This window comes from Lelliottia sp. F153 (genome assembly GCF_002870005.1).
GTDB lineage: Bacteria > Pseudomonadota > Gammaproteobacteria > Enterobacterales > Enterobacteriaceae > Enterobacter > Enterobacter nimipressuralis.
Window position 1 is genome coordinate 1 of the sequence record NZ_PKFT01000016.1, and the last position, 22,455, is coordinate 22,455.

Sequence of the window (22,455 nt, forward strand, 5' to 3'; positions counted from 1 at the left end):
TCATGGTTAAATCCTTATCAGTTATGGGGATAACAGATTCGGATTTTCCCATGAGTAGCATTATTGGCAGAGCCAACTTATTGCTGACCACCTCCATAGGAGGTGGTGTTCATGCAGGGATAAAAAACGGCAACTTGCGTTGCCGTTTTGTTTTTACTTAACAGTGTTACCTGGCATTAACCTCAGGCCAGCGCCTTCGTAATCTTCTCGAACAGATCGCCCGACAGATTTTCCAGCCCTTTTAACTGCTCAAGGGCAGCACGCATTTTCGCCTGACGCGCTGCGTCGTAGCGTTTCAGGCGGATCAGCGGCTCAATCAGACGCGATGCCACCTGCGGGTTACGGCTGTTAAGCTCAGTCAGCATTTCCACCATAAACTGATAACCGCTGCCGTCTTCCGCATGGAAGGCCGCCGGGTTGCTGCTAGCAAACGCGCCAATCAGGGAACGCACGCGGTTCGGGTTGCTCATGGTGAAAGAGCGGTGTTTGAGCAGATTGCGTACCTTGCTCAGCACATCCGCCGCCGGGCTGGTGGCTTGCAGGATAAACCACTTATCCATCACCAGGCCGTCCTGATGCCACTTATCATCGTACTCTTGCATCAGCGCATCACGGCACGGCAGCTCTGCCGCCACGCTCGCCGCCAGGGCCGCTAAGGCGTCGGTCATGTTATCGGCTTCGTGATACTGCTTACTGACAAGCGTGTTCGCCAGTTCCGTTTCACCAAATGCCAGATAGCGCAGACAGGTGTTACGCAGGGAACGCTTGCCGATATCCGCGTGTTCCACACGGTATTCGTCGAGCTTGTTGGCGTTGTAAATGGCCAGGAATTCATCGGCCAGTTCGGTCGCCAGCGTGCGGGTCAGGGCTTCACGCACGGCGGTAATGGCGATGGGGTCGATAATCTCGAACAGCTCGGCGATTTCGCTCGCGGACGGCAGCGTCAGGATCTCTGCGGCCAGCGCCGGATCGATTTTCTCATCCAGCAAAATGGCGCGGAACGCATCGGCAACGTGAACCGGAAGCGACAGCGGCTGACCCTGTTGGTGACGGTTCACGTTCAGTTTGATGTAGGTCGCCAGCAGACTCTGCGCCGCATCCCAGCGGGAGAAATCGTTGCGCGCATGACGCATCAGGAAGGTGAGCTGCTGATCGCTCCACTTATATTCCAGTTTCACCGGTGCGGAGAATTCGCACAGCAGCGCCGGAACCGGCTGGAAGTAGACGTTATCAAAGATAAAGGTCTGTTCCGCCTGGGTTACGTTCAGCACGTGATGCACCGGATGACCGCCCTTCTGCAGCGGGATCACGTTGCCTTCGTTATCGTACAGCTCGATGCTAAACGGAATGTGCAGCGGGTGCTTCTCTTCCTGCTCAGCTGTCGGCGGCGTGCGTTGGCTGATGGTCAGGGTGTACTGTTCGGTTTCCGGATTGTAGTCATCTTTAACGCTGACAATCGGCGTACCGGCCTGGCTGTACCAGCGGCGGAAATGCGACAGGTCGACGTTGGACGCATCTTCCATCGCCTGGACGAAATCGTCGCACGTCGCCGCGCTACCGTCGTGGCGTTCGAAATAGAGCTGCATCCCTTTCTGGAAGTTCTCTTCGCCGAGCAGGGTGTGGATCATACGAATGATTTCAGAACCTTTCTCGTACACCGTCAGGGTGTAGAAGTTGTTCATCTCAATCACTTTGTCAGGACGAATCGGGTGCGCCATTGGGCTGGCGTCTTCGGCAAACTGCAGGCCGCGCATGGTGCGCACATTGCTGATGCGGTTGACGGCGCGTGATCCCAGATCGGAGCTAAACTCCTGATCGCGGAACACGGTCAGGCCCTCTTTCAGGCTCAGCTGGAACCAGTCGCGGCAGGTGACGCGGTTCCCGGTCCAGTTGTGGAAATACTCGTGACCAATCACGCGTTCGATATCGAGGTAATCTTTATCGGTGGCGGTGTCGGTACGGGCCAGCACGTATTTGGAGTTAAAGACGTTCAGGCCTTTGTTCTCCATCGCGCCCATATTAAAGAAGTCGACGGCGACGATCATATAGATGTCGAGATCGTACTCCAGGCCGAAACGCTCTTCGTCCCACTTCATAGAGTTAATCAGGGACGTCATCGCCCACGGCGCGCGGTCGAGGTTGCCACGATCGACAAACAGCTCCAGCGCGACGTCGCGGCCGGAACGGGTTTTGAAGGTATCGCGCAGCACGTCGAAATCACCCGCGACAAGGGCAAACAGGTAGCATGGTTTCGGGAACGGATCCTGCCACTGTGTCCAGTGACGGCCATTTTCCAGCTCGCCCTGCCCCACACGGTTACCGTTGGAAAGCAGATACGGATAACGCTTTTTATCGGCAATGATTTTGGTGGTGAAACGCGCCAGAACGTCCGGGCGGTCCAGATACCAGGTAATATGGCGGAAACCTTCGGCTTCGCACTGGGTGCAAAGCGCCACGCCTGACTGATACAGGCCTTCCAGCGCCGTATTGGACGCCGGGCTGATTTCAGTCACGATGCGCAGGGAGAAACGCTCTGGCAGATTGTTGATGACCAGCTGGTTCTCTTCTTCTTTATAGTCAGACCAGGCTTCGTCGTTCACGTGGACTGAGACCAGCGTCAGGTCTTCGCCATCGAGACGCAGCGGAACAGCCGTCGCACTTTGGCGTGTGACCTGGCTTACGGCCGTGACAACGGTTTTGGTGGCATCCAGGTCAAAAGTCAGATCGATATCGCTAATCAGGTATTCCGGCGCACGGTAGTCGTGGCGGTATTTGGCTTGTGGCTGTTGTGTCATAGAAAACCTTATGCATCGTTTGTCGAATAACGAATCCAGTCTATTCCTGTTGTGTAAAACGCGCTACGCAGAATGTTCATCTTTTCAGGCGGAAAAACCATTTTTGCTACATTTGTATAACACGGGGCACGAAATGCCCTCGACCATAACGGCAGCTTATGTTGTGATCGGGGTTCAATAAATCGCTAAACAAGGTATACTCCAGCGGTTTCAATAGTTGTTTATTGTACTAAACGCTCCCGTGAGAGGATGCTACTGCGCACCTATGACTCAATTCGCTTCCCCTGTTCTGCATACACTGCTGGATACCGATGCGTATAAACTGCATATGCAGCAAGCCGTTTTTCACCATTACTATGATGTAGAGGTAGCGGCTGAATTCCGCTGCCGCGGTGATGACCTGCTCGGTATTTACGCTGATACCATCCGTGAACAGGTCGATGCCATGCAGCATCTGACTCTTCAGGACGACGAATACCAGTGGCTCTCTGGCCTCCCCTTCTTCAAAGCCGACTATCTCAACTGGCTGCGCGATTTCCGCTACAACCCCGAACAGGTTACCGTCACCAACAATAATGGCAGGCTGCACATTCGCCTCGCCGGCCCGTGGCGTGAAGTGATCATGTGGGAAGTGCCGCTGCTGGCGGTGATTAGCGAGATTGTGCACCGCTACCGTTCTCCCGAAGCGAGCGTTGAACAGGCGCTGGCGACGCTGGAAAGCAAGCTGGTTGATTTCCACCAGATGACGGAATCGATTGATATGTCCCGTTTCCGACTGATGGATTTCGGCACGCGCCGTCGTTTCTCCCGCGAAGTGCAGCAGGCGATTGTGGAACGTCTGCAGCAAGAGCCGTGGTTTGTCGGAACCAGCAACTATGATTTGGCGCGTCGCCGTAATCTGACGCCGATGGGCACGCAGGCTCACGAGTGGTTCCAGGCGCATCAGCAGATAAGCCCCGATCTCGCCACCAGCCAGCGCGCGGCGCTCGCCGCATGGCTTGATGAGTATCCGGATCAGCTGGGTATTGCCCTCACCGACTGTATTACCATGGATGCATTCCTGCGCGATTTCGGCCCGGAATTTGCCAATCGCTATCAGGGTCTGCGCCATGACTCCGGGGATCCGGTTGAATGGGGTGAGAAAGCAATCGCCCATTATCAGAAGCTCGGCATCGACCCGCTCACCAAAGTGCTGGTCTTCTCCGACAATCTGGATCTGACAAAAGCGGTCGATCTTTACCGCCAGTTCTCCTCCAGGGTTAACCTCAGCTTCGGCATCGGTACCCGCCTGACGTGCGATATTCCCCAGGTAAAACCGCTGAATATCGTCATCAAACTGGTGGAATGTAACGGCAAGCCGGTCGCCAAGCTTTCTGACAGCCCGGGTAAAACCATCTGCCATGATAAAGCGTTCGTGCGCGCACTGCGTAAAGCCTTCGATCTGCCACAGATTAAGAAAGCCAGTTAATCCTCTTCAGGGGGGCTTATCGGCCCCCCGTCCAAATTTTTACTAATTTCTCTCTTTTCTCTGCGAAATCTGCTTGTCTGATGGCGGATGCCAGGTAACATAGATATCCCCCTATAAGGGTGAACAAGTGTCTATTTTTTCCGACTATTAACAGAGAGAATATTATGAGCGTTGTGCCTGTAGCCGACGTACTCCAGGGCCGCGTCGCCGTTGACCAAGAAGTCACCGTGCGCGGATGGGTGCGTACTCGCCGAGATTCTAAAGCTGGCATCTCCTTCCTTGCCGTCTATGACGGTTCCTGCTTTGATCCTGTACAGGCCGTTATTAATAATTCTCTGCCCAATTACAATGACGAAGTTCTGCGCCTGACCACCGGCTGTTCCGTTATCGTGACGGGTGTCGTGGTTGCGTCTCCAGGCCAGGGTCAGAGCTTCGAAATCCAGGCGACGTCTGTTGAAGTGACCGGCTGGGTTGAAGATCCAGACACCTATCCAATGGCGGCAAAACGCCACAGCATCGAATATCTGCGTGAAGTGGCTCACCTGCGCCCGCGTACCAACATGATTGGTGCCGTCGCACGCGTTCGTCACACGCTGGCGCAAGCGCTGCACCGCTTCTTCGACGAGCAGGGTTACTTCTGGGTCTCCACGCCGCTGATCACCGCGTCCGATACCGAAGGTGCGGGCGAAATGTTCCGCGTTTCTACGCTGGATCTGGAAAATCTGCCGCGCACACCAGAAGGCAAAGTGGACTTCGACCAGGACTTCTTCGGTAAAGAGGCGTTCCTGACCGTATCCGGCCAGCTTAATGGCGAAACTTATGCCTGCGCCCTGTCAAAAATCTACACCTTTGGCCCAACCTTCCGTGCTGAAAACTCCAACACCAGCCGCCACCTGGCGGAGTTCTGGATGCTGGAGCCGGAAGTGGCGTTTGCCGATCTGAATGACGCGGCGGCTCTGGCTGAAGCGATGCTGAAGTATGTCTTCAAAGCGGTTCTGGAAGAGCGCGCAGACGACATGAAATTCTTCGCCGAGCGTGTCGACAGCGATGCGGTTGCCCGTCTGGAGCGTTTCGTCTCTGCGGACTTCGCGCAGGTCGATTACACCGACGCGGTAGCGATCCTGGAAAAATGCGGTGAGAAATTCGAGAACCCGGTTTACTGGGGCGTGGATTTATCTTCTGAACACGAACGCTACCTGGCTGAGAAACACTTCAAAGCACCGGTGGTCGTGAAAAACTATCCGAAAGACATTAAGGCCTTCTACATGCGCCTTAACGAAGACGGTAAGACCGTTGCGGCGATGGATGTGCTGGCGCCGGGCATCGGTGAAATCATCGGTGGCTCTCAGCGTGAAGAGCGTCTGGACGTGCTGGACGCGCGTATGGAAGAGATGGGTCTTAATCCAGCGGATTACAGCTGGTATCGCGACCTGCGCCGTTACGGTACCGTGCCACACTCAGGCTTCGGTCTGGGCTTTGAACGTCTGATTGCATACGTCACCGGCGTTCAGAACGTGCGTGACGTGATTCCATTCCCACGTACTCCGCGTAACGCCAGTTTCTAATCCTCACAATTAATAACGGCCAGCAACTGCTGGCCGTTATTTTATTCTGCACTGTCAGTTTATGTCAGTTGAAAGTCAGTATCTTCAAAGTACAACCCCGCCAAATATTCCACCTGTTACGTTTTATTTCCATGAAATATCTACGAACAAAAAATAAACCACATTCTTATTGCGCCTTATTACCTTAACGTGCTTTAGCACAAAAAATACCCACTTACACAGCCCTCTGGATGGCTAATGTATACAATAAGAAAAAGTGCATTGTTTAACTTCTGTTGATACGAAAAGCCTTTATCAAAATTAAATATAAGCAATTCATATATATAGGAATGGGTTAGTGTTTTTATTCAGCAATCAGTTCCGAAATTTGAGGTGCTTCACAAAGTTCCGAATAATACACATTTAGTTACACATAATTTCTTTTTGTTACTCAATCTTTATCTTTGTAGCACTTTCAGGCTAGCGAAACGGTTATATGAATGGAAAGATGCCTGTCAGATACATAAAGACACCAAACTCTCATCAATAGTTCCGGAAATATTTATTGACAGAATTTATTGTGGGCAGTGGCGAGTGTCATAAAAAAACCAATGAGGGTAATAAATAATGATGAAGCGCAATATCCTGGCAGTGGTTATCCCTGCCCTGCTGGTAGCCGGTGCAGCAAACGCTGCAGAAATCTATAACAAAAACGGCAACAAACTGGACTTCTACGGTAAGGCTGTAGGTGAGCACCAGTGGACTACCAACGGTGACTCTAACAACAATGACACCACCTATGCCCGTATCGGCTTCAAAGGTGAAACCCAGGTTAATGACCAACTGACCGGTTACGGCCAGTGGGAATACAACATGGATGCTTCCGCACAGGAAGGCGCTCAGGGTACTAAAACCCGTCTGGCATTCGCTGGTCTGAAAGGCGGCGACTACGGTTCATTCGATTACGGCCGTAATTACGGTGCGTTCTACGATGCACTGGCATCTACCGATATGTTCGTTATCTGGGGTGGCGACTCCCTGGCAGCAACAGACAACTTCATGACTGGCCGTAGCACCGGTCTGGCAACTTACCGTAACTCCAACTTCTTCGGTCTGGTTGACGGTCTGAACCTGGGTCTGCAATACCAGGGTAAAAACGAATCTGGTCACACCCCAGCTCGTCAGAACGGCGACGGTGGCAGCTACTCTCTGGGTTATGACTTCGCTGAAGGCTTCAACGTAACTGCAGCGTACACCAACTCTGACCGTTCTTCTGATCAGTCTGCTGACGGCAAAGGTAAACGCGCTGAAGGTTGGGCAACTTCTGTTAAATACGATGCGAACAACCTGTACGCATCTGTTATGTACGGCGAATCCCGTAACATGACCCGCGAAAACGACGACGAATTCGCAAACAAAACTCAGAACATTGAAGCAGTAGTACAGTACCAGTTCGACTTCGGCCTGCGTCCATCCCTGGGATACGTTCAGTCTAAAGGTAAAAACCTGAGCGACCGTAACGGCTTCGCTGGTGGCGACGCTGACCTGGTTAAATATATTGAGCTGGGTACCTGGTACTACTTCAACAAGAACATGAACGTATACGCGGCTTACCGCTTCAACCTGCTGGACGATAATAGCTACACCCGTGCGGTGAGTCTGTCTACCGACGACCAGGCTGGTGTTGGTATCGTTTACCAGTTCTAATAAGCAGCCCTCTCTGCTAAATGCCTTAAAAACAGGACTTCGGTCCTGTTTTTTTTATGGCTGAAAGCAAAAAGTAGCGACTTTTGAAAAGGCGCACGCTTTTCGTCGCAAACGGTTGGCATTTTGTAAATCTACCGTTAACCTGATAGCGGATTTCACTTCTGTAATCACAATGGAACCTCGTCATGTTTGAGAACATTACCGCCGCCCCTGCCGACCCTATTCTGGGCCTGGCCGATCTGTTTCGTGCCGATGACCGCCCTGGAAAAATTAACCTGGGTATTGGTGTCTATAAAGATGAAACCGGCAAGACTCCGGTCCTGACCAGCGTTAAAAAAGCTGAGCAGTACCTGCTGGAAAACGAAAACACCAAAAACTACCTCGGTATCGACGGTATCCCGGAATTTGGTCGCTGCACTCAGGAGCTGCTGTTTGGAAAAGGCAGCACGATTGTTAGCGATAAGCGTGCCCGCACAGCCCAGACGCCTGGCGGTACCGGCGCATTACGCGTCGCGGCGGATTTCCTCGCGAAAAACACCGCTGTGAAGCGCGTTTGGGTGAGCAACCCAAGCTGGCCGAACCACAAGAGCGTGTTTAACTCTGCGGGGCTGGAAGTGCGTGAATATGCTTATTATGACGCGGCAAACCATACGCTCGACTTTGACGGCCTGCTCTCCAGCCTGAACGAAGCACAGGCGGGTGACGTGGTGCTGTTCCATGGCTGCTGCCACAACCCAACCGGTATCGATCCGACGCTGGAACAGTGGGAACAGCTGGCAAAACTGTCTGTAGAAAAAGGCTGGTTGCCGCTCTTCGACTTCGCCTACCAGGGCTTTGCTCGCGGTCTGGAAGAAGATGCAGAGGGCCTGCGCGCCTTTGCCGCAGTTCATCAGGAACTGATCGTCGCCAGCTCCTATTCCAAGAACTTTGGTCTGTACAATGAGCGTGTAGGCGCCTGTACGCTGGTGGCAGCCGATGAGCAAACCGTTGATCGTGCGTTCAGCCAGATGAAATCGGTGATTCGTGCTAACTACTCCAACCCACCGGCACACGGTGCATCTGTCGTAGCGACCATCCTCAGCAATGACGCCCTGCGCGCCATTTGGGAACAAGAGCTGAACGACATGCGTCAACGTATCCAGCGCATGCGTCTGCTGTTTGTGAACACGCTGGCAGAAAAAGGGGCGGATCGTGACTTCAGCTTCATCATCAAACAGAACGGTATGTTCTCGTTTAGCGGCCTGACCAAAGAACAAGTTCTGCGTCTGCGCGAAGAGTTTGGTGTGTATGCTGTCGCTTCTGGGCGTGTGAACGTCGCGGGAATGACGCCAGACAACATGGCACCGCTGTGCGAAGCGATTGTCGCTGTACTGTAAAATCGGTACTTGTAGTGACAAAAAAGCCTGCTGATAGCAGGCTTTTTTAATGGGGTTTACCAGACAGGCATTTCATCCTGCAGGAACGGGTTGTGCACCCGCTCGTATCCTAGCGTCGACAGTGGGCCATGGCCTGGAATAAACGTCACATCATCACCTAACGGCAATAACTTCTGTTTAATCGACTGAATCAACTGACCGTGGTCGCCTCGCGGGAAGTCGCTGCGTCCTACGCCGCCTTTGAAAATCACGTCACCCGAGACGAGCAAACGCGATTGATCGTCAAAGAAGACGATGTGCCCCGGCGTATGGCCCGGGCAATGCAACACCTGTAGCGTCACGTTTCCGACGTTAACGCTCTCGCCTTCATTCAGCCAGCGATCGGGCGTCAGAGGCTGACACTCATCAAGACCAAACATACGGCTTTGGGCAGGCAAGCCCTGCAGCCAGAACTCATCTTCTTTTTCCGGTCCAATGACTGGCACACCGTAATGTTGTGCCAGCTCTGCCGCAGCCCCCACATGGTCGAGGTGACCATGGGTCAGCAAAATCTGCATCAGCGTCACGCCGGACGCGTCGACTTCCTGCTTGATCTTCTCAGCATCTCCGCCGGGATCGACAAGCGCGGCCAGTTTGGTTTGTTCACACCAGATTAATGAACAGTTCTGGGCGAACGCAGTCACCGGAATAATACGATAGTTCATACTGCTCCTTCATTATTACCAGTGCCGTGTTGGCCCGGTATCAATATGCACAAAATTGCTACGTGGATAATATCCTACACCACCTGCGCGCATAGATAACGCAGCTTTGCGAATATTGGCTAATGAAACGCCTTCAATATGAAAGTCCATCGCCTGTCCTTTAGTGTGATAGCTTTTTTTGGCTACCCCACGGCTATGGGCGCGCAGTTCGTTATTGGTATCAATAGAGCGATAACCGGAAACGAGTTGCACCGGCTTGCGGGTTCCGAGCAGGCCCTGGAGGCGGAAAAGCTGATCAAATAATCCTGGGTCGATGGCTTTTATTTTATTCGCGCGGTAATCACGGAAAAAATGGTTGAGTCTTGCTAATTCATCCTGAATATAGCCTCTGCCATCGAAAAACTCCGCTTTTAACGTCTCACCAGTGTGAAGATTGTTGAGCGTTAAAATACGCGGACGTGGTGTCGAGAGGGTGGCAAATGCTGGCGTCGGTAAGATGGCCGCTGCGCCAAGCGCAACACCACCTAACGCCAGCAGCTTGCGGCGATTAGCGTCAAATTTGTCCATGATAATCAGGTCTACAGGTCAATGTTATCGTAAATATGCTTAGCGCACGAAGGGCACCATAACCGCCAGAACAGCCAACGTCAAGGCACCCAACCCCAGTAGATACGGGGCTTACAGCGATATAGCCCCTTCTCTACCATAACTTACGACAATCATTTTTCCCGAACTACTTCATTTACCTGATTAATTGTTCGGCTTTTGGCAAAATTTGTGCGCCAGATCGCGCGGTGAGATCGTAATTGTAAATATCTGTACGATATTGGGTACGTCCATCAGCACCAACAAACGCTGTCAGATAGTAAAGATTGACCGGAATGTTTTGTCGAATATTCACGTAGCGCGTATTCCCTTCTTTCAGCGCATCGGATATCCGCGTGTTGTTCCAGCCTGCGTCACCCAACAGCATATTCGCCAGTTCGGAGGCCTTATTTACGCGAACACAGCCAGAACTCAGCGCGCGCGTATCTTTCTGGAACAGGTTATGGTTTGGCGTGTCGTGCAGATAGATTGCATCGGAACTTGGCATATTAAATTTATAGCGGCCAAGTGAGTTACGCTCACCCGGAGCCTGCTGGAAACGGAATGGCAGGTTTGACGCCGTAATCGTCGACCAGTCGACCTGATACGGGTCAATCGCCTGATTGCTGTTCCAGCCGCGCATCACCGTATAACCGTGGCGTTCGAGATAACCCGGGTCATTCCACAACTTCGGCAGAATATCTTTGCGCGCAAGCGTCGGTGGGACGTTCCACGGCGGATTCACCACCACGTTGTTCAGCGCGCTGCTCATCATCGGCGTTTTACGATCCGGTCGCCCGACAATGACTCTGGAGGCCAGCACTTCGCTGCCATTCTGATAATAAACCAGCGAATAGGCCGGTATGTTCACCATAATTCCGGTGGAAAGGGTTCCTGGAAGCAGGCGTAAACGCTGAATATTCAGGGCCAGCACGCCTGCGCGCTGCGCCGGTGAGACGTTCAGCCAATCGCGCGTTGACTGTCCAATGACCCCGTCAGCCCCCAGGCCCTGAGCCGTCTGGAACGCTTTTACTGCAGCAACCAGTTCACGGTCATAGGCAGCAGGTTTATCGGCAGGAGTGGCAGATTTTTTCTTCTGTACAGGCGCTGATGGGCTGACCACCACGCTTTGCGGATCGTCGCCTGGCAGCGCAATTTTCGGCCCTGTATCGGCCTCACCAGAGCGGCGAAGAATTTCGCGCAGCGCAGGAACATCACTGCTCCACTGTCCTGGACGCAGCGTAGTGGTGCCACGCAGTTGCGGCCACGGGCGTGTATCTGCCACCAGTTGCAGCAACGATTGATGCATGGTGGCATATTGCGGATGGGCCGGTGCCAGACTGGCGATAAAGCGCACAAGCGTGCCCTTATCCAGCGACACTTGCCACTGGTTGATCACAGAGAGTGCGGGTGTCGCCAGCTTGTAAGGTTTTTCGCTGTAAAGCCAGCGATTGCCATTGACCGGAATACCCGCCACAAACTGCAGATAGCCCATCATGGCATCGGAAAGAACCACGTCGCGCGCCATCCCCGTCACCGTCGGGTCAGTCAAAAGCTCAACCCACGCGGTAAACTGCGGCTGGAAACCGGCGATAGCTACTTCTGCCAGTTGCTGCTGGAAAGCACGTACCGCATCGCGATCGTCCCACATCGGTTTCATCTCGCGCGCGGCATACAGTAAGGTCAACTGATTAAGATAGGCGGGCGTGTAGCCGGACGGCAGTCCGGATTGCAGCTGCTGGCGCACGGCTTGCGTATCCACATCCGCAGGCAGCGTTTTGATACCTGCCATAATGGCGGTCGCGGAAGATTGTTCCAGTGGTTGCAGCAGCGAAGTGGGCTGTGCGCCCATCGTCGCCGAACTGTCGACAGGAACCACTTCAGGCTCATCAGCCTGGGCATTAAACAGTGGAGCGAATATTAACGTCAGGCACACACTGAGTGCGGATAGCTGACGACCATGAGTTTTCTTTAGCAACATCCCTTGCCCCCTGTTTGCTTTACGACCTGCCCACAACACCGGGGCTTTTCTTCAGTATAGAAAGGCATACACGCTACTGCCTTGCCTTATGTAAAGAAGTTTAAAGATAACGCAGCCCTGAGCGCAAGTTAAGCAAATAAAAAGGGCAGCACCTGTGTGCCGCCCTTTTTATCAAAACGCGTTAAGACGCGTCAGCCGTACCCGGCAACGACTCCGGCGGCTGCGGCGCAAAACCGCGCAGCCCCACGACGTGAACATGTTCGGTATTATTAAACACTTTACGCACCAGTTTGTACGTCGTGCCTTTTTCCGGACTGATGTTCTCAGGTGCCGCAATAATCAGCTGCATATCCAGACGGTCGCACAGCTCAAACAGCGTTGCGATTGAACGGGCATCCAGACGCGCGGCCTCATCGAGGAACAGCAGGCGACACGGCGAGATATCCTTGCCACGCAGGCGGCGCGCTTCATCTTCCCAGCTCTGCACGACCATCACCAGAATCGACATCCCGGTACCGATCGCTTCGCCGGTAGAAAGTGCGCCGGATTCTGCACGCAGCCAGCCGTCAGAACCACGGTTAACCTCAACTTCCATTTCCAGATAGTTACGGTAATCCAGCAGCTCTTCACCAATGGTTTGCGGCGTACGCTGGCCCATATCAATCTGCGGATTCAGGCGCTGATACAGTTTCGCCAGCGCTTCGGAGAAGCTGAGACGGTTGCTGTTAAACAGATCCTGATGCTGCTCGTGCTGCTCAGAGAGCACATCCAGCAGCGTGGCGTGCGCTTCACGGACGTTAACGTTCAGACGAACGCTGTTCACCTGGCCGAACGACACGCTCTGCAGACCCTGGTTGAGCATCCGGATACGGTTTTGCTCGCGCTGAATCGTTTTGCGAATAATGTTCGCCACGCTGCGAGAGCTGATGGCCAGCTTCTGTTCGCGGGAGGTCAGCTCTTCTGTCAGGCGACCCAGTTCGATCTCCATCTGTTCGATCGCTTCGACCGGATCGTCTGTGCGAATGATGTCCTGACGAATACGTTCACGCAGATGTTGATAAACCGCCACGAAGAACTGAATTTTGCGCTCAGGACGTTTTGGATCTTCAGACATACGCAGCACATCGCGCAGATGTTCGTTGTCCGCCACCGCAAGACGCAGAGCACCCAACGCTTTATCCGACATCGAACGCAGCTCATCGCCAGAGAGGTAGGCCAGCTCGCGACGGTGCAGACGACGCTCGACACCATTGTCTTTCACCATGCGCATCACCGCACACCAGCCCGCCTTGGCGGTCACGACCTGCTCGCGCATCTCGTGGTAATCGCGTTCCAGCTTACGCAGGCGACGGGTCAGGTTATCCATCTCCGCTTCGCACAGTGTCAGGGCTTTTTCCAGCTGGTGACGGCGTGAACGGTTGTTGCTCAGCTGGCTGTGCAACTCATCGCGGCGAATGCGCGCACGCTCTTCCGCCCCGCTGTCCGCGCGAACGCCGATATCCTGCAGCTCTTTATGCAGATCGGTGAGCAGCTCTTTCTTGGTGTCGAAGGAGCTTTTCAGCGATGCCAGCACCTGATTGTACTGACTCAGCTGTGCGGCGTGGCTGCGCAGCGCATCACGGCTGCGGCTACGTTCTGCTTCTGCCTGCTCCAGACGCTGGCGCAGTTTTTCGTTCAAATCACTGTTGCCACTCAGCATTTCTGCCGAGTCGCTATAACCAAAGTGCGCGCGACGCTGCACCACTTCGGTCAGTGCGAACGCCTGCTGGCGCGCATCACGCTGCACCTGCTGGGAGTACGCATAATCTTCTTTCAGCTGTTCATACTGTTCCGGATCGCTTTGCAGAACCGACAGCACAGGCTCCAGTTTTGCGAGCTGATTGCCGTGCTGCTGGACAAAGCGCGCGGCTTCCTGAGCTTCATCCAGGCGTTCCTGAATTTCATCCACGCGATCGGCGAGGGTTTCGTCACCCAGCAGATTCAGACGCGGCAGGATACGGTTCAGGGCGGCAACGCCCTCTTTCGCCTGTTCAAACTGTACGCGGCTCTGCTGATTATCATTTTCATGATTGCTCAGCGCGCGCTCAAGTTCGCCGCGACGGGTATTGAGTTTGCGAATCTCAGCTTCTGGATCCGGCTCAAAGGCAACCGCAACGTGGCTGCCGATAAAGCGGCTGAAGGCCTGGTGCAAACGCTGGGTTTTCTGCACGTCAAACGACAGGGTCGCGAAGCGTTCAGACAGGGTTTCACGTTCGGCATGCAGGTTTTCGATGCGGTTTTCACGCGCGGCGCGGCCAAAGATCGGCAGCGTCGGGAAGCGAGAATAACGCCACTGGCGATCGGCAACTTTCACGACCACCGCTTTTTCCAGCTCATCGACGCTGAACACGCTGTCATCGAAGGACTGCGGATCCCCTTCAATCAAATAGAGATCTTCCGGACACTCTTCCAGCCCTTCCAGCTGATCGGCAATCAGCGATAAATCCGGCACGACGATCGCATGACGGGACGGGCCATACAGCGCAGAGTAATACGGCGCATCTTCAAGGCTGACGTCATCGTAAATTTCGGACAGCAGCACACCACCAAAACGTTCCGCCAGCGCATTAAGACGCGAATCTTCCGCGCCGCCTGGCTGACTTAAACGTTCAATCTCTTCATCGACGGCATTTTTACGCGCACCGATTTCGTCACGCTCAACAATGGCTTCGCGCTCGCGCTCAAGCAGCTGTTGCAGGTATTCGGTTACTTCTGAGCTAGACTCGAACTCTTCGCCACACTGCTCGCTCAGCTGGTTCAGGCTGCTTTGCGCGGCCAGCCAGACTGGTGCACGTCGCAGCAGCGTCTGAGTGCGCGACTGCAGCTGTTCCAGCTCCTGGCGCAGAACCATGCGCTGCTCGCTGGCGCTGGAGACGCTGTCAGACAGAGACGCGATACGCGCTTCCAGTTCCTGATGTAGCGTTTCCAGATCGTCGATATCGACATGCTTACCCTGGCGTTTGCAGAATTCGGCCAGCAGGCGTTCCGCCTCTTGCTGTTCGCGCAGACGCTGTTCCAGCTCGTTCAGACGCATACGCAGCGGCTGAACCTGCTCCGCCAGATGGCGCTGATTGACGCCATCGCGCAGCAAGTCGCGCGCCACTTCCCAGGCATCACTGCGCGCCAGCGGGCCGTTGATCGCCGCAACCAGCTGATATGCCTGTTCGAACTGACTGTGCGCGGCCTGCGCCACGCTCATTTTCTGATCGAGGGAGAGCAATTTCTCCGTCGCTTCCTGTTCTTTTGCCTGGAAGGTCTCCAGCCACTCGTCAGCACTATCCGGCGTTAAATCCGGGAGGTGGCACAGCTCTTTCGCGCGTTGTAGCGCTTGTAAAGCCTGGGTGTACTGGATGGCACGGGTTTGCTGAACATCGAGAGCCTGCTGGTAGTCGGCCAGCTGGTTTTTCAGCTCATCCACTTCCAGCTCGGCGGCCTCGGCGCGCGCCTCTTTCTCTTCCTGCATATCGGCGGCTTCTGCCACCACTTCGTTTTGCTCTTCGAGACGGATCTGCAGTTCATCGAGATCGGCTTCATAGCGCTCGATTTTCTCCTGCTGACGCAGGGCAGTTTGCACCAGATTCAGATGATCGCTGGCCGCCTGATAATCGGCTTCCAGATCGCCTTCGGCACCGTTGTGTTCGCCCAGCTCGCGGGCCATCTCAACGTGTTTGTACTGCTCAGCCACCAGCTGCTTGCGAGAGGTAAACAGCTCGCGGCGGTACTCCAGCGCTTTATCCAGATGAATGCGACGCTCGTTGGCGTGACGCATGTAGTCCGCCGCCACGTAGTTGGTCGCTTCGCTGATCAGATGTTTGAACAGGTCGCGGTCAGACTGGGTAACGCGAATCGCTTCCAGTGTCATGCGGTTTTCACGCAGCGCCGCTTCCATGTCCTGGAAGGCTTTACGCACGCCGCTGTTTTCCGGCAACAGGTAGTCGCGCAGGGAGCGGGTGATGGCGCTGGAAATCCCGCCGTACAGGGAGGCTTCAATCAGGCGATAGTATTTGCTGCGGTCCGACGCGGTGCGCAGACGACGCGCGACAACGCCCAGATCGAACATTAGCGAGTGATAATCAGTGATCGAGTTGAACTGTTTAAACTGGACGCCTTCAATTGCTTCGAGCTTTTCTTTAAGTTCATTCAGCGGCAGCACGCGCGCCTGACGATCGTTAAGGGTTTCCGTCAGCAGCGACGTCGGTTGAACCGACGTTGGCAGCCCCTGGATGGCGAAAGGTTTGATGTCGACTTTACGGTCGCGGCCCGCAATTTGTTGCAGGCGCACACCGACCACCACACGCTGGTGGCGGGAGTTGATCACATCCAGCATCGAATAACAGACGCCCGCCTTCAGCTTACCGTGCAGACCTTTATCGCGAGACCCGCTCGTCGCGCCCGCTTCGGTGGTATTACGGAAGTGCAGCAGCGTCAAATCAGGGATCAGCGCCGTGACGAACGCCGCCATGGTGGTGGATTTACCCGCCCCGTTACCGCCGGAGAGCGTGGTGACCAGCTCATCCAGATCGAAGGTTCGGGCGAAGAAACCGTTCCAGTTAACCAGCGTTAGCGAACGAAATTTACCGCGTTCAATCATTACTCTTCCTCCCCGCTATCCGGCTGACTCTCTTCATTCTCATCATTGAGCTGCAAATTATTTTCGATTGGCATGGCTTCACCGTCGCGGATCATGCGCAGCTGCGCTTCACGCGGGTCGTCGCCAGTACGCACATCAGCGCCAAAGCGGAACACGGATTCGGTAATGCGGAATTTGCTGCTGTCGTGGCCCATAAACCAGACCATCCCCAGACGGCGCAGGCGGTTCAGGGAAGAGCGCACTTTTTCCTGTAACTTCTGGCGGTCAAGATCCGACCCGGTGGAGCGGTTGTTCACAAGCTTGAGCAGCTTGCCTTCGTCTGCGAGGCTCATCAGCTCGTCATACAGCTCTTGCTGGGTGAAGATGCCTTCGTTGGCCAGACGTTCCGGGCTGAGGTAGAGATAGCAAAGAATTTTGCCCACCATCATGTCCAGCTCAGACAGCACAGAGCGTGGGATCAGCGTCGTGGAGCGCGGGCGCAGGTAGAAAAAGCCTTCTGGCGCGCGGATCAACTCGACGTTGTAACGGGCATAAAACTCTTCCAGATACTCCTGGAAGTCCATCAGAAAAGCGTGATTATCCAGCTCGTCAAGACCAATGTGACGACCGGCACGCAGCTGGCTGTCCAGCGCCGGAAATAACGGATTTGCCAGCGCCTGGGCCAGTTTAACTGGCATCACTTGTTCAATATTTGTCAATGACATGCGCCTGTACCTTGGCTCCGTAATCGTTAATCGGCTGCCACTTCGGCGGCAGTCCGGTGAAATCTGCTTGCGCGACGCCCAGGCGAACGGCCTGGTCGACGACGATGCGGGCGATATCAAAATGGCGCGCACGCGGGTATTGCACCAGATAGTCGCGCACCACGAGGCCGAGATCCAGCGGCACTTGTCTGGTTTTGTAGACGGCCAGCTGTTCTTCGATCATCGCGGCAAGTTGCTCACGAATTTCGTTGAATTCTTCAAACTCCAGATCCGGCGGCAGTTCGCCGGTGACCTCTTCGTCACGCAGCGCCATCTCTTCGTCGCGCATATCCAGCAGACGATCGGCGTTGGCGTAGGTCAGCGCCCATGGCGCATCAAAATAGCTTTGTACCGACTGACGCAGACGCTGGGCGAACACGCGGTTCTTGTCCATGTCGATGGCGGTACGGATGAATTTATGCACGTGGCGGTCATAGCCGATCCACAGATCGATCGACTGCTGGCCCCAGCTGATAATACGGTCGAGTTTGCTTTGCAAATCGAAGACCAGGCGATCGACAAAATGCAGATCGTCATGCGCCAGCGTCGCATCCTGGATGCGTAGCAGATTCGCCTGGAGTTTATCCCCTGCGGCTTCCAGCGTGTCCTGCAGTTCACGCAGGGTCCCGGACGTTTCAGACAACAGCAGCTCACAGCTGGAGATCGCCGCACGCCAGTCTTTATTCAGCAGCTGTGCGATATCATCTTTCACCTGCTGCTGCTGCTCGTCCATCAACCGCTGGGTGAGATCGATACTGTCGAAAATTTCGGCCACCGAGTATTTCAGCGGCGCGTAGACATTTCGATGCCAGTGGAATTCATCCCCATTTTCGTCCGCAGCATCCGCCGCCCGTTTAAGCTCGCCCGCCACGATCGACAGCTGCATGGAGAGGCGCAGCGTAGAGAATTCGCGCTGACGGATGTAATAGTCCGTAATGCCGATACCCAGCGGTGTCAGACGATAGATGGCGTTTCCTTCCGCCTGCTCGCTTGTAAAGCGGTTCAGCAGACGTTGACGCACCATCTCGTTGATCGCGTTGTTGGCACGCACGCTAATGGTTTCGCTGGTTTGCTCAAACGCATCACTGACATGGCGGAACGCGTCCACCAGTTCACCCTCGCTCATTTCTCCATCCAGGCGTTCGCCGTTAAGCGTAGCGACCGCCAGCAGGAAAGAGAGCCTGTCTACCGGCAGCGAGATGGAGAAATCGTTTTTCCTGGCCCAGGCAACCAGTTCGGGGACTGTCTGGGAAAATTCACTCATAAATTATCCTTGCTTCTGCGGCTTGCGCGCGATGACGTGAATATATCGCCCAAGACTGATAAAGGGTTCCTGACGGCAATACCGCGTTTCTATTTCTGTTAAAGCGTCAAGACAGTCATGCTGTTTTTGTTTATCGCGCAGATAATCATGAAAAACCCTGACGCCCGTTTTCCCGGTGATCTCCCACCCCATCTCTTCCAGCCAGCCATAGACCTGCTGCGGATCGCGTGGAAAGTCCGGCGAAAGCGTGCGCCGTTTCTTTTTATACATGCCCTGTTGCACATAGCCGAAATTGCCCACCAGCACGTTACGCATCAGCAGGCCGTTAGCATTGTAGAACATCAGCGACAACGCGCCGCCGGGCGTAAGCACAGACCACAGAGTTTTTAACATTTCCTGAGGTTCGGCGACCCATTCCAGCACAGCATGAAACAATATCAGATCAACCTGCGTTTCCAAATGCTGCGCAATGTCCTGAGCGGCGCAATGTATAAAATGCATGTTGTCGCTCACACCTTTCTCTTCTGCCGCGCGTTTCGCACGCGCCACCATTTCAGCAGAAAGATCGCAAAGCGTGACGTGATGGCCGCGCTGCGCCATTAAAATGGCCGTCTGACCTTCACCGCCGCCCGCATCCAGTACCCGCAACTTTCGGTCACCAAAGGTGGCCAGCACGTTATCCAGATCCTGCCAGAGGATCGTCTGACGTAACTGCCCCTTGGTGGTGCCGTAAATGTTCCGCGAAAACTTTTCCGCGATGTCATCAAAATTGCGATCCCGCATTGGGAGAGTTCCATCCGCTAGCAGCAAAACCGCTATTTTGTCACACCCGCGCGGAGAATGAACCTCTCTGGTGTAATATCGCGTGTAATCACCTGCTGTATGGTTAAAAAAGGAACCAAAAAGGATGCTTTTTACCCTAAAGAAATACATTGGAGGGATGATGCTTCCCCTCCCTCTCCTGCTGATGTTCATTGCGTTCGGGCTGCTGCTGGTGTGGTTCACCCGTTTTCAGCGAAGTGGCAAAATCGTGATCACCACCGGCTGGCTGGCGCTGCTGCTGTTAAGCCTGCAACCGGTGGCGGACAGGTTGTTGCGCCCCATCGAAAACACGTACCCGACGTGGCAGGGAAATCAGAAAGTGGAGTACATCGTGGTGTTGGGCGGCGGTTATACCTGGGACGATAAATGGGCGCCCAGCTCCAACCTGATTAACAACAGTTTGCCGCGCCTCAACGAAGGGATCCGCCTGTGGCTGAGCAATCCGGGATCGAAAATGATCTTTACGGGTGCCGCCGCTAAAACGAATCCGGTCAGCACCGCAGAGGCTGGGGCGCGGGTGGCAGAATCGCTCGGCGTGCCGCGCTCGGCGATAATGACTCTCGACAGCCCGAAAGATACGGAAGAAGAGGCCGCTGCCGTGAAACAGGCTATCGGCGATGCGCCTTTCCTGCTGGTGACGTCCGCCTCGCATCTGCCGCGAGCGATGATTTTCTTTGAGCATGCCGGATTGCATCCCCTGCCCGCACCGGCGAATCAACTGGCGATCGACGCGCCGCTCAATCCCTGGGAGCGCGTGATCCCGTCGCCAGTCTGGCTGATGCACAGCGATCGCGTCGGGTATGAATCCCTCGGACGACTCTGGCAGTGGCTCAAAGGCTCGTCAGGCGAGCCAGGGCAGGAGTGATTTTGTAGCCATATCGAAGTTCGCGCGGTTAAAACGCCCGGTATTAACGAGCTGCGCGACTTCATCCCACAACAGATACAGCCAGCGGCGCCAGAGGAAAGATTCCGAGACTGGCGCTCGCTGCAGATAGTGCCACATTAAGCTCTCTGCCAGCGCGCTTTCGCCTAAGCGGAACAGTTCATATTCGCGCGGTGCCCACAGCATAATCCCCGGCCCTACCATCGCCAGAAGCTGATCGCTGCGGGCGTCTTTCAGCATACTGCGCAGGGTAAAGTTGCCGTGAACCAGCACGCAGTTATCGTTAAAGCCCTCAAACATCGTCGGCAAACATTCCCGGGTGCGGAATAAAATACGCTTATCCTGCATGCTCAGGCCGGTATTGTTGAACTGGTTGAGCGTGCCCCAGAGCACTTCGACCCGCTGGCGATACCACAGTGGCCAAAGGTTTTCCTGGGTGCTGTCTACCGGCCCGACCAGCCCACGGCTGTCCTGTCGGTGCCAGGACAGTAGCCCTTCGACAATCTGATCTTTGAGCTGCTCCCAACGATCCGGCGTTCTTGCGGGCGCTTCGACCGGAACACCGCGCAGGCGCTCAATCAGCAGCACATCCGGGCCGGGATGTTCTTCGTGGGTCATAACCCCATACACCGTCGGCATCCGCACCGTCCCGCTGCGTGCCAGCATCGACATTTTCCAGGCCAGCTGCCTGGCGACGCCGGGGGAGGTAAAGCTTCTCGCCATTAACGGCATGGGATTTCCGTTACTGTCGTACAGCGACCACAGGGAAGTGTCCGCTTTCTCACTCACGCACTCCACCCGACTGAGTTTCTCACCCAGCAGGTGGCTCAGCTCAGCACGCAACTGTTCCATATGAGATTACCCCCATCAAAACTACTGCTTTCATAATGAGCGTGTAGCTGACAGATGTCACCCTTATGAGATCAATTTGAACGTAGAAAAATGCGATAAAAACGAGGCGGTAGAACATCCCCCCAGAACGGGGGGATGCGGGAGATTTATTTCAGTTCCGCGCGTACGCGTTCGAGATCTTCCTGGGTATCGACGCCGGTTCCAGGCACTTCCTGCGCAACAGCCACATGGATTTTTTCGCCGTACCACAGCACGCGCAGCTGCTCGAGCATTTCGATGTGCTCCAGCGGGCTTGGTGCCCAGGTCACGTAGCGGCGAATAAAGCCCGCACGGTAGCCGTAAATGCCCAAATGACGCAGGAAAGTATCGCCAATGGCCTCTTTAGACTGCGCAAAACGATCGCGATCCCAGGGAATAGTCGCACGGGAGAAGTAGAGCGCGTAACCTTCCGCGTCCATCACCACTTTGACGGCATTGGGGTTAAATGCTTCTTCCGCGTGGTGAATCGGCACGGCCAGTGTTGCCATTCCGACCTGGCGCTGCGCGAGGTTTTCCGCGACCTGGCGGATAATCACCGCCGGGATCATCGGTTCGTCGCCCTGCACGTTAACGATTACCGTGTCATCGCTGAAACCGCATTTTTCGACGACTTCGGCCAGCCTTTCGGTGCCCGACTGGTGATCCGTGCGCGTCATGCACACTTCGCCGCCCGCCGCTTCGACCGCACGCGCAACCTCTTCATGATCCGTGGCAACAATCACGCGCTCAGCACCCGATTCACGTGCTCGCTCGAGAACGTGAACAATCATCGGCTTACCGTTAATATCGACCAGCGGTTTGCCCGGTAAACGGGTGGATGCGAATCGTGCCGGAATGATGACAACAAAACTCATGGTCTGCTCTCTTCTGCCGCCAGCGTACGGGCTTCGGTTTCCAGCAGGACAGGAATGCCGTCACGAAACGGGAAAGCCAGATTATCCAGTTTGCAAATCAGCTCTTGCTTATCCTGGCTGTAATACAGTTTGCCGTTGCACACCGGGCAGGCAATAATTTCAAGTAAACGGTGATCCATAGTTCCTCCGTATAGGTAATCGTTAAAGC

16 protein-coding genes are annotated in these 22,455 nt (G+C 54.7%); 5 read left to right on the forward strand and 11 right to left on the reverse strand.

Features of this window, described 5'->3' with window-relative positions:
• Nucleotides 1–182: 182 nt before the first annotated feature.
• Nucleotides 183–2,795 carry an aminopeptidase N gene (gene pepN, locus F153LOC_RS21050; protein ID WP_102105765.1) on the reverse strand — a complete coding sequence of 871 codons (2,613 nt, stop codon included), beginning with the start codon at nucleotides 2,793–2,795 and terminating at the stop codon, nucleotides 183–185.
• A 265-nt stretch (nucleotides 2,796–3,060) separates the two neighbouring features.
• Here pepN and pncB point away from each other — a divergent pair, with 265 nt between their 5' ends.
• From pncB to F153LOC_RS21075, 4 genes are all read left to right on the forward strand, one after another.
• Nucleotides 3,061–4,263, forward strand: coding sequence for a nicotinate phosphoribosyltransferase (gene pncB / locus F153LOC_RS21055; protein ID WP_102105764.1), 1,203 nt, complete (start codon nucleotides 3,061–3,063; stop codon nucleotides 4,261–4,263).
• 164 nt (nucleotides 4,264–4,427) lie between these two features.
• A complete protein-coding gene (asnS, locus tag F153LOC_RS21060; protein WP_100776978.1) occupies nucleotides 4,428–5,828 on the forward strand; it encodes an asparagine--tRNA ligase in 1,401 nt (466 codons plus the stop codon).
• Between the two features lie 606 nt (nucleotides 5,829–6,434).
• On the forward strand, nucleotides 6,435–7,514 hold the full coding sequence (locus tag F153LOC_RS21070) for a porin (protein ID WP_100776981.1): 1,080 nt from the start codon (nucleotides 6,435–6,437) through the stop codon (nucleotides 7,512–7,514).
• A gap of 185 nt (nucleotides 7,515–7,699) precedes the next feature.
• A complete protein-coding gene (locus tag F153LOC_RS21075; protein ID WP_100776982.1) occupies nucleotides 7,700–8,890 on the forward strand; it encodes an amino acid aminotransferase in 1,191 nt (396 codons plus the stop codon).
• 56 nt (nucleotides 8,891–8,946) lie between these two features.
• Here the strand turns inward: F153LOC_RS21075 and F153LOC_RS21080 are convergent, their stop codons facing one another.
• From F153LOC_RS21080 to cmoM, 7 genes are all read right to left on the reverse strand, one after another.
• Complete coding sequence (locus F153LOC_RS21080) at nucleotides 8,947–9,594, reverse strand: MBL fold metallo-hydrolase (protein WP_100776983.1); 648 nt, start codon at nucleotides 9,592–9,594, stop codon at nucleotides 8,947–8,949.
• Nucleotides 9,595–9,609: 15 nt separating this feature from the next.
• Nucleotides 9,610–10,161: a YcbK family protein gene (locus F153LOC_RS21085; RefSeq protein ID WP_181827572.1), complete on the reverse strand. Its 552-nt coding sequence runs from the start codon at nucleotides 10,159–10,161 to the stop codon at nucleotides 9,610–9,612.
• A 175-nt stretch (nucleotides 10,162–10,336) separates the two neighbouring features.
• The gene (ldtD, locus tag F153LOC_RS21095; RefSeq protein ID WP_102105762.1) at nucleotides 10,337–12,160 is read right to left on the reverse strand and encodes a L,D-transpeptidase; all 1,824 of its coding nucleotides are present in this window, start codon (nucleotides 12,158–12,160) and stop codon (nucleotides 10,337–10,339) included.
• A 181-nt stretch (nucleotides 12,161–12,341) separates the two neighbouring features.
• On the reverse strand, nucleotides 12,342–16,790 hold the full coding sequence (mukB, locus tag F153LOC_RS21100; RefSeq protein ID WP_102105761.1) for a chromosome partition protein MukB: 4,449 nt from the start codon (nucleotides 16,788–16,790) through the stop codon (nucleotides 12,342–12,344).
• The gene (gene mukE, locus F153LOC_RS21105) at nucleotides 16,790–17,494 is read right to left on the reverse strand and encodes a chromosome partition protein MukE (protein WP_102105760.1); all 705 of its coding nucleotides are present in this window, start codon (nucleotides 17,492–17,494) and stop codon (nucleotides 16,790–16,792) included. The genes mukB and mukE overlap by 1 nt, the downstream gene beginning before the upstream one ends.
• The gene (gene mukF, locus F153LOC_RS21110) at nucleotides 17,475–18,797 is read right to left on the reverse strand and encodes a chromosome partition protein MukF (RefSeq protein WP_100776988.1); all 1,323 of its coding nucleotides are present in this window, start codon (nucleotides 18,795–18,797) and stop codon (nucleotides 17,475–17,477) included. Before mukF ends, mukE begins: the two co-directional genes overlap by 20 nt.
• A gap of 3 nt (nucleotides 18,798–18,800) precedes the next feature.
• Complete coding sequence (gene cmoM / locus F153LOC_RS21115) at nucleotides 18,801–19,580, reverse strand: tRNA uridine 5-oxyacetic acid(34) methyltransferase CmoM (protein ID WP_102105759.1); 780 nt, start codon at nucleotides 19,578–19,580, stop codon at nucleotides 18,801–18,803.
• A gap of 124 nt (nucleotides 19,581–19,704) precedes the next feature.
• Here cmoM and elyC point away from each other — a divergent pair, with 124 nt between their 5' ends.
• Nucleotides 19,705–20,484 carry an envelope biogenesis factor ElyC gene (gene elyC, locus F153LOC_RS21120; protein ID WP_102105758.1) on the forward strand — a complete coding sequence of 260 codons (780 nt, stop codon included), beginning with the start codon at nucleotides 19,705–19,707 and terminating at the stop codon, nucleotides 20,482–20,484.
• Here elyC and F153LOC_RS21125 read toward each other — a convergent pair.
• The 3 genes from F153LOC_RS21125 to ycaR all read right to left on the reverse strand — a co-directional run bounded on the left by F153LOC_RS21125 (nucleotide 20,461) and on the right by ycaR (nucleotide 22,426).
• Nucleotides 20,461–21,354, reverse strand: a complete 894-nt coding sequence (locus F153LOC_RS21125; RefSeq protein ID WP_100776991.1) for a YcbJ family phosphotransferase — start codon at nucleotides 21,352–21,354, stop codon at nucleotides 20,461–20,463. The genes elyC and F153LOC_RS21125 overlap by 24 nt on opposite strands.
• 146 nt (nucleotides 21,355–21,500) lie before the next feature.
• Nucleotides 21,501–22,247 (reverse strand): 3-deoxy-manno-octulosonate cytidylyltransferase, encoded by a 747-nt coding sequence (gene kdsB, locus F153LOC_RS21130; protein WP_102105757.1) that lies wholly within the window; start codon nucleotides 22,245–22,247, stop codon nucleotides 21,501–21,503.
• Nucleotides 22,244–22,426 carry a protein YcaR gene (gene ycaR / locus F153LOC_RS21135; RefSeq protein ID WP_095281446.1) on the reverse strand — a complete coding sequence of 61 codons (183 nt, stop codon included), beginning with the start codon at nucleotides 22,424–22,426 and terminating at the stop codon, nucleotides 22,244–22,246. The genes kdsB and ycaR overlap by 4 nt, the downstream gene beginning before the upstream one ends.
• Between the last annotated feature and the right edge of the window lie 29 nt (nucleotides 22,427–22,455).

What these genes read in the sequence shown, in the direction of transcription:
- pepN (WP_102105765.1), bottom strand. Translation starts at nt 2,795, where the DNA reads ATGACACAACAGCCACAAGCCAAATACCGCCACGACTACCGTGCGCCG.
- pncB (WP_102105764.1), top strand. Translation starts at nt 3,061, where the DNA reads ATGACTCAATTCGCTTCCCCTGTTCTGCATACACTGCTGGATACCGAT.
- asnS (WP_100776978.1), top strand. Translation starts at nt 4,428, where the DNA reads ATGAGCGTTGTGCCTGTAGCCGACGTACTCCAGGGCCGCGTCGCCGTT.
- F153LOC_RS21070 (WP_100776981.1), top strand. Translation starts at nt 6,435, where the DNA reads ATGATGAAGCGCAATATCCTGGCAGTGGTTATCCCTGCCCTGCTGGTA.
- F153LOC_RS21075 (WP_100776982.1), top strand. Translation starts at nt 7,700, where the DNA reads ATGTTTGAGAACATTACCGCCGCCCCTGCCGACCCTATTCTGGGCCTG.
- F153LOC_RS21080 (WP_100776983.1), bottom strand. Translation starts at nt 9,594, where the DNA reads ATGAACTATCGTATTATTCCGGTGACTGCGTTCGCCCAGAACTGTTCA.
- F153LOC_RS21085 (WP_181827572.1), bottom strand. Translation starts at nt 10,161, where the DNA reads ATGGACAAATTTGACGCTAATCGCCGCAAGCTGCTGGCGTTAGGTGGT.
- ldtD (WP_102105762.1), bottom strand. Translation starts at nt 12,160, where the DNA reads ATGTTGCTAAAGAAAACTCATGGTCGTCAGCTATCCGCACTCAGTGTG.
- mukB (WP_102105761.1), bottom strand. Translation starts at nt 16,790, where the DNA reads ATGATTGAACGCGGTAAATTTCGTTCGCTAACGCTGGTTAACTGGAAC.
- mukE (WP_102105760.1), bottom strand. Translation starts at nt 17,494, where the DNA reads ATGTCATTGACAAATATTGAACAAGTGATGCCAGTTAAACTGGCCCAG.
- mukF (WP_100776988.1), bottom strand. Translation starts at nt 18,797, where the DNA reads ATGAGTGAATTTTCCCAGACAGTCCCCGAACTGGTTGCCTGGGCCAGG.
- cmoM (WP_102105759.1), bottom strand. Translation starts at nt 19,580, where the DNA reads ATGCGGGATCGCAATTTTGATGACATCGCGGAAAAGTTTTCGCGGAAC.
- elyC (WP_102105758.1), top strand. Translation starts at nt 19,705, where the DNA reads ATGCTTTTTACCCTAAAGAAATACATTGGAGGGATGATGCTTCCCCTC.
- F153LOC_RS21125 (WP_100776991.1), bottom strand. Translation starts at nt 21,354, where the DNA reads ATGGAACAGTTGCGTGCTGAGCTGAGCCACCTGCTGGGTGAGAAACTC.
- kdsB (WP_102105757.1), bottom strand. Translation starts at nt 22,247, where the DNA reads ATGAGTTTTGTTGTCATCATTCCGGCACGATTCGCATCCACCCGTTTA.
- ycaR (WP_095281446.1), bottom strand. Translation starts at nt 22,426, where the DNA reads ATGGATCACCGTTTACTTGAAATTATTGCCTGCCCGGTGTGCAACGGC.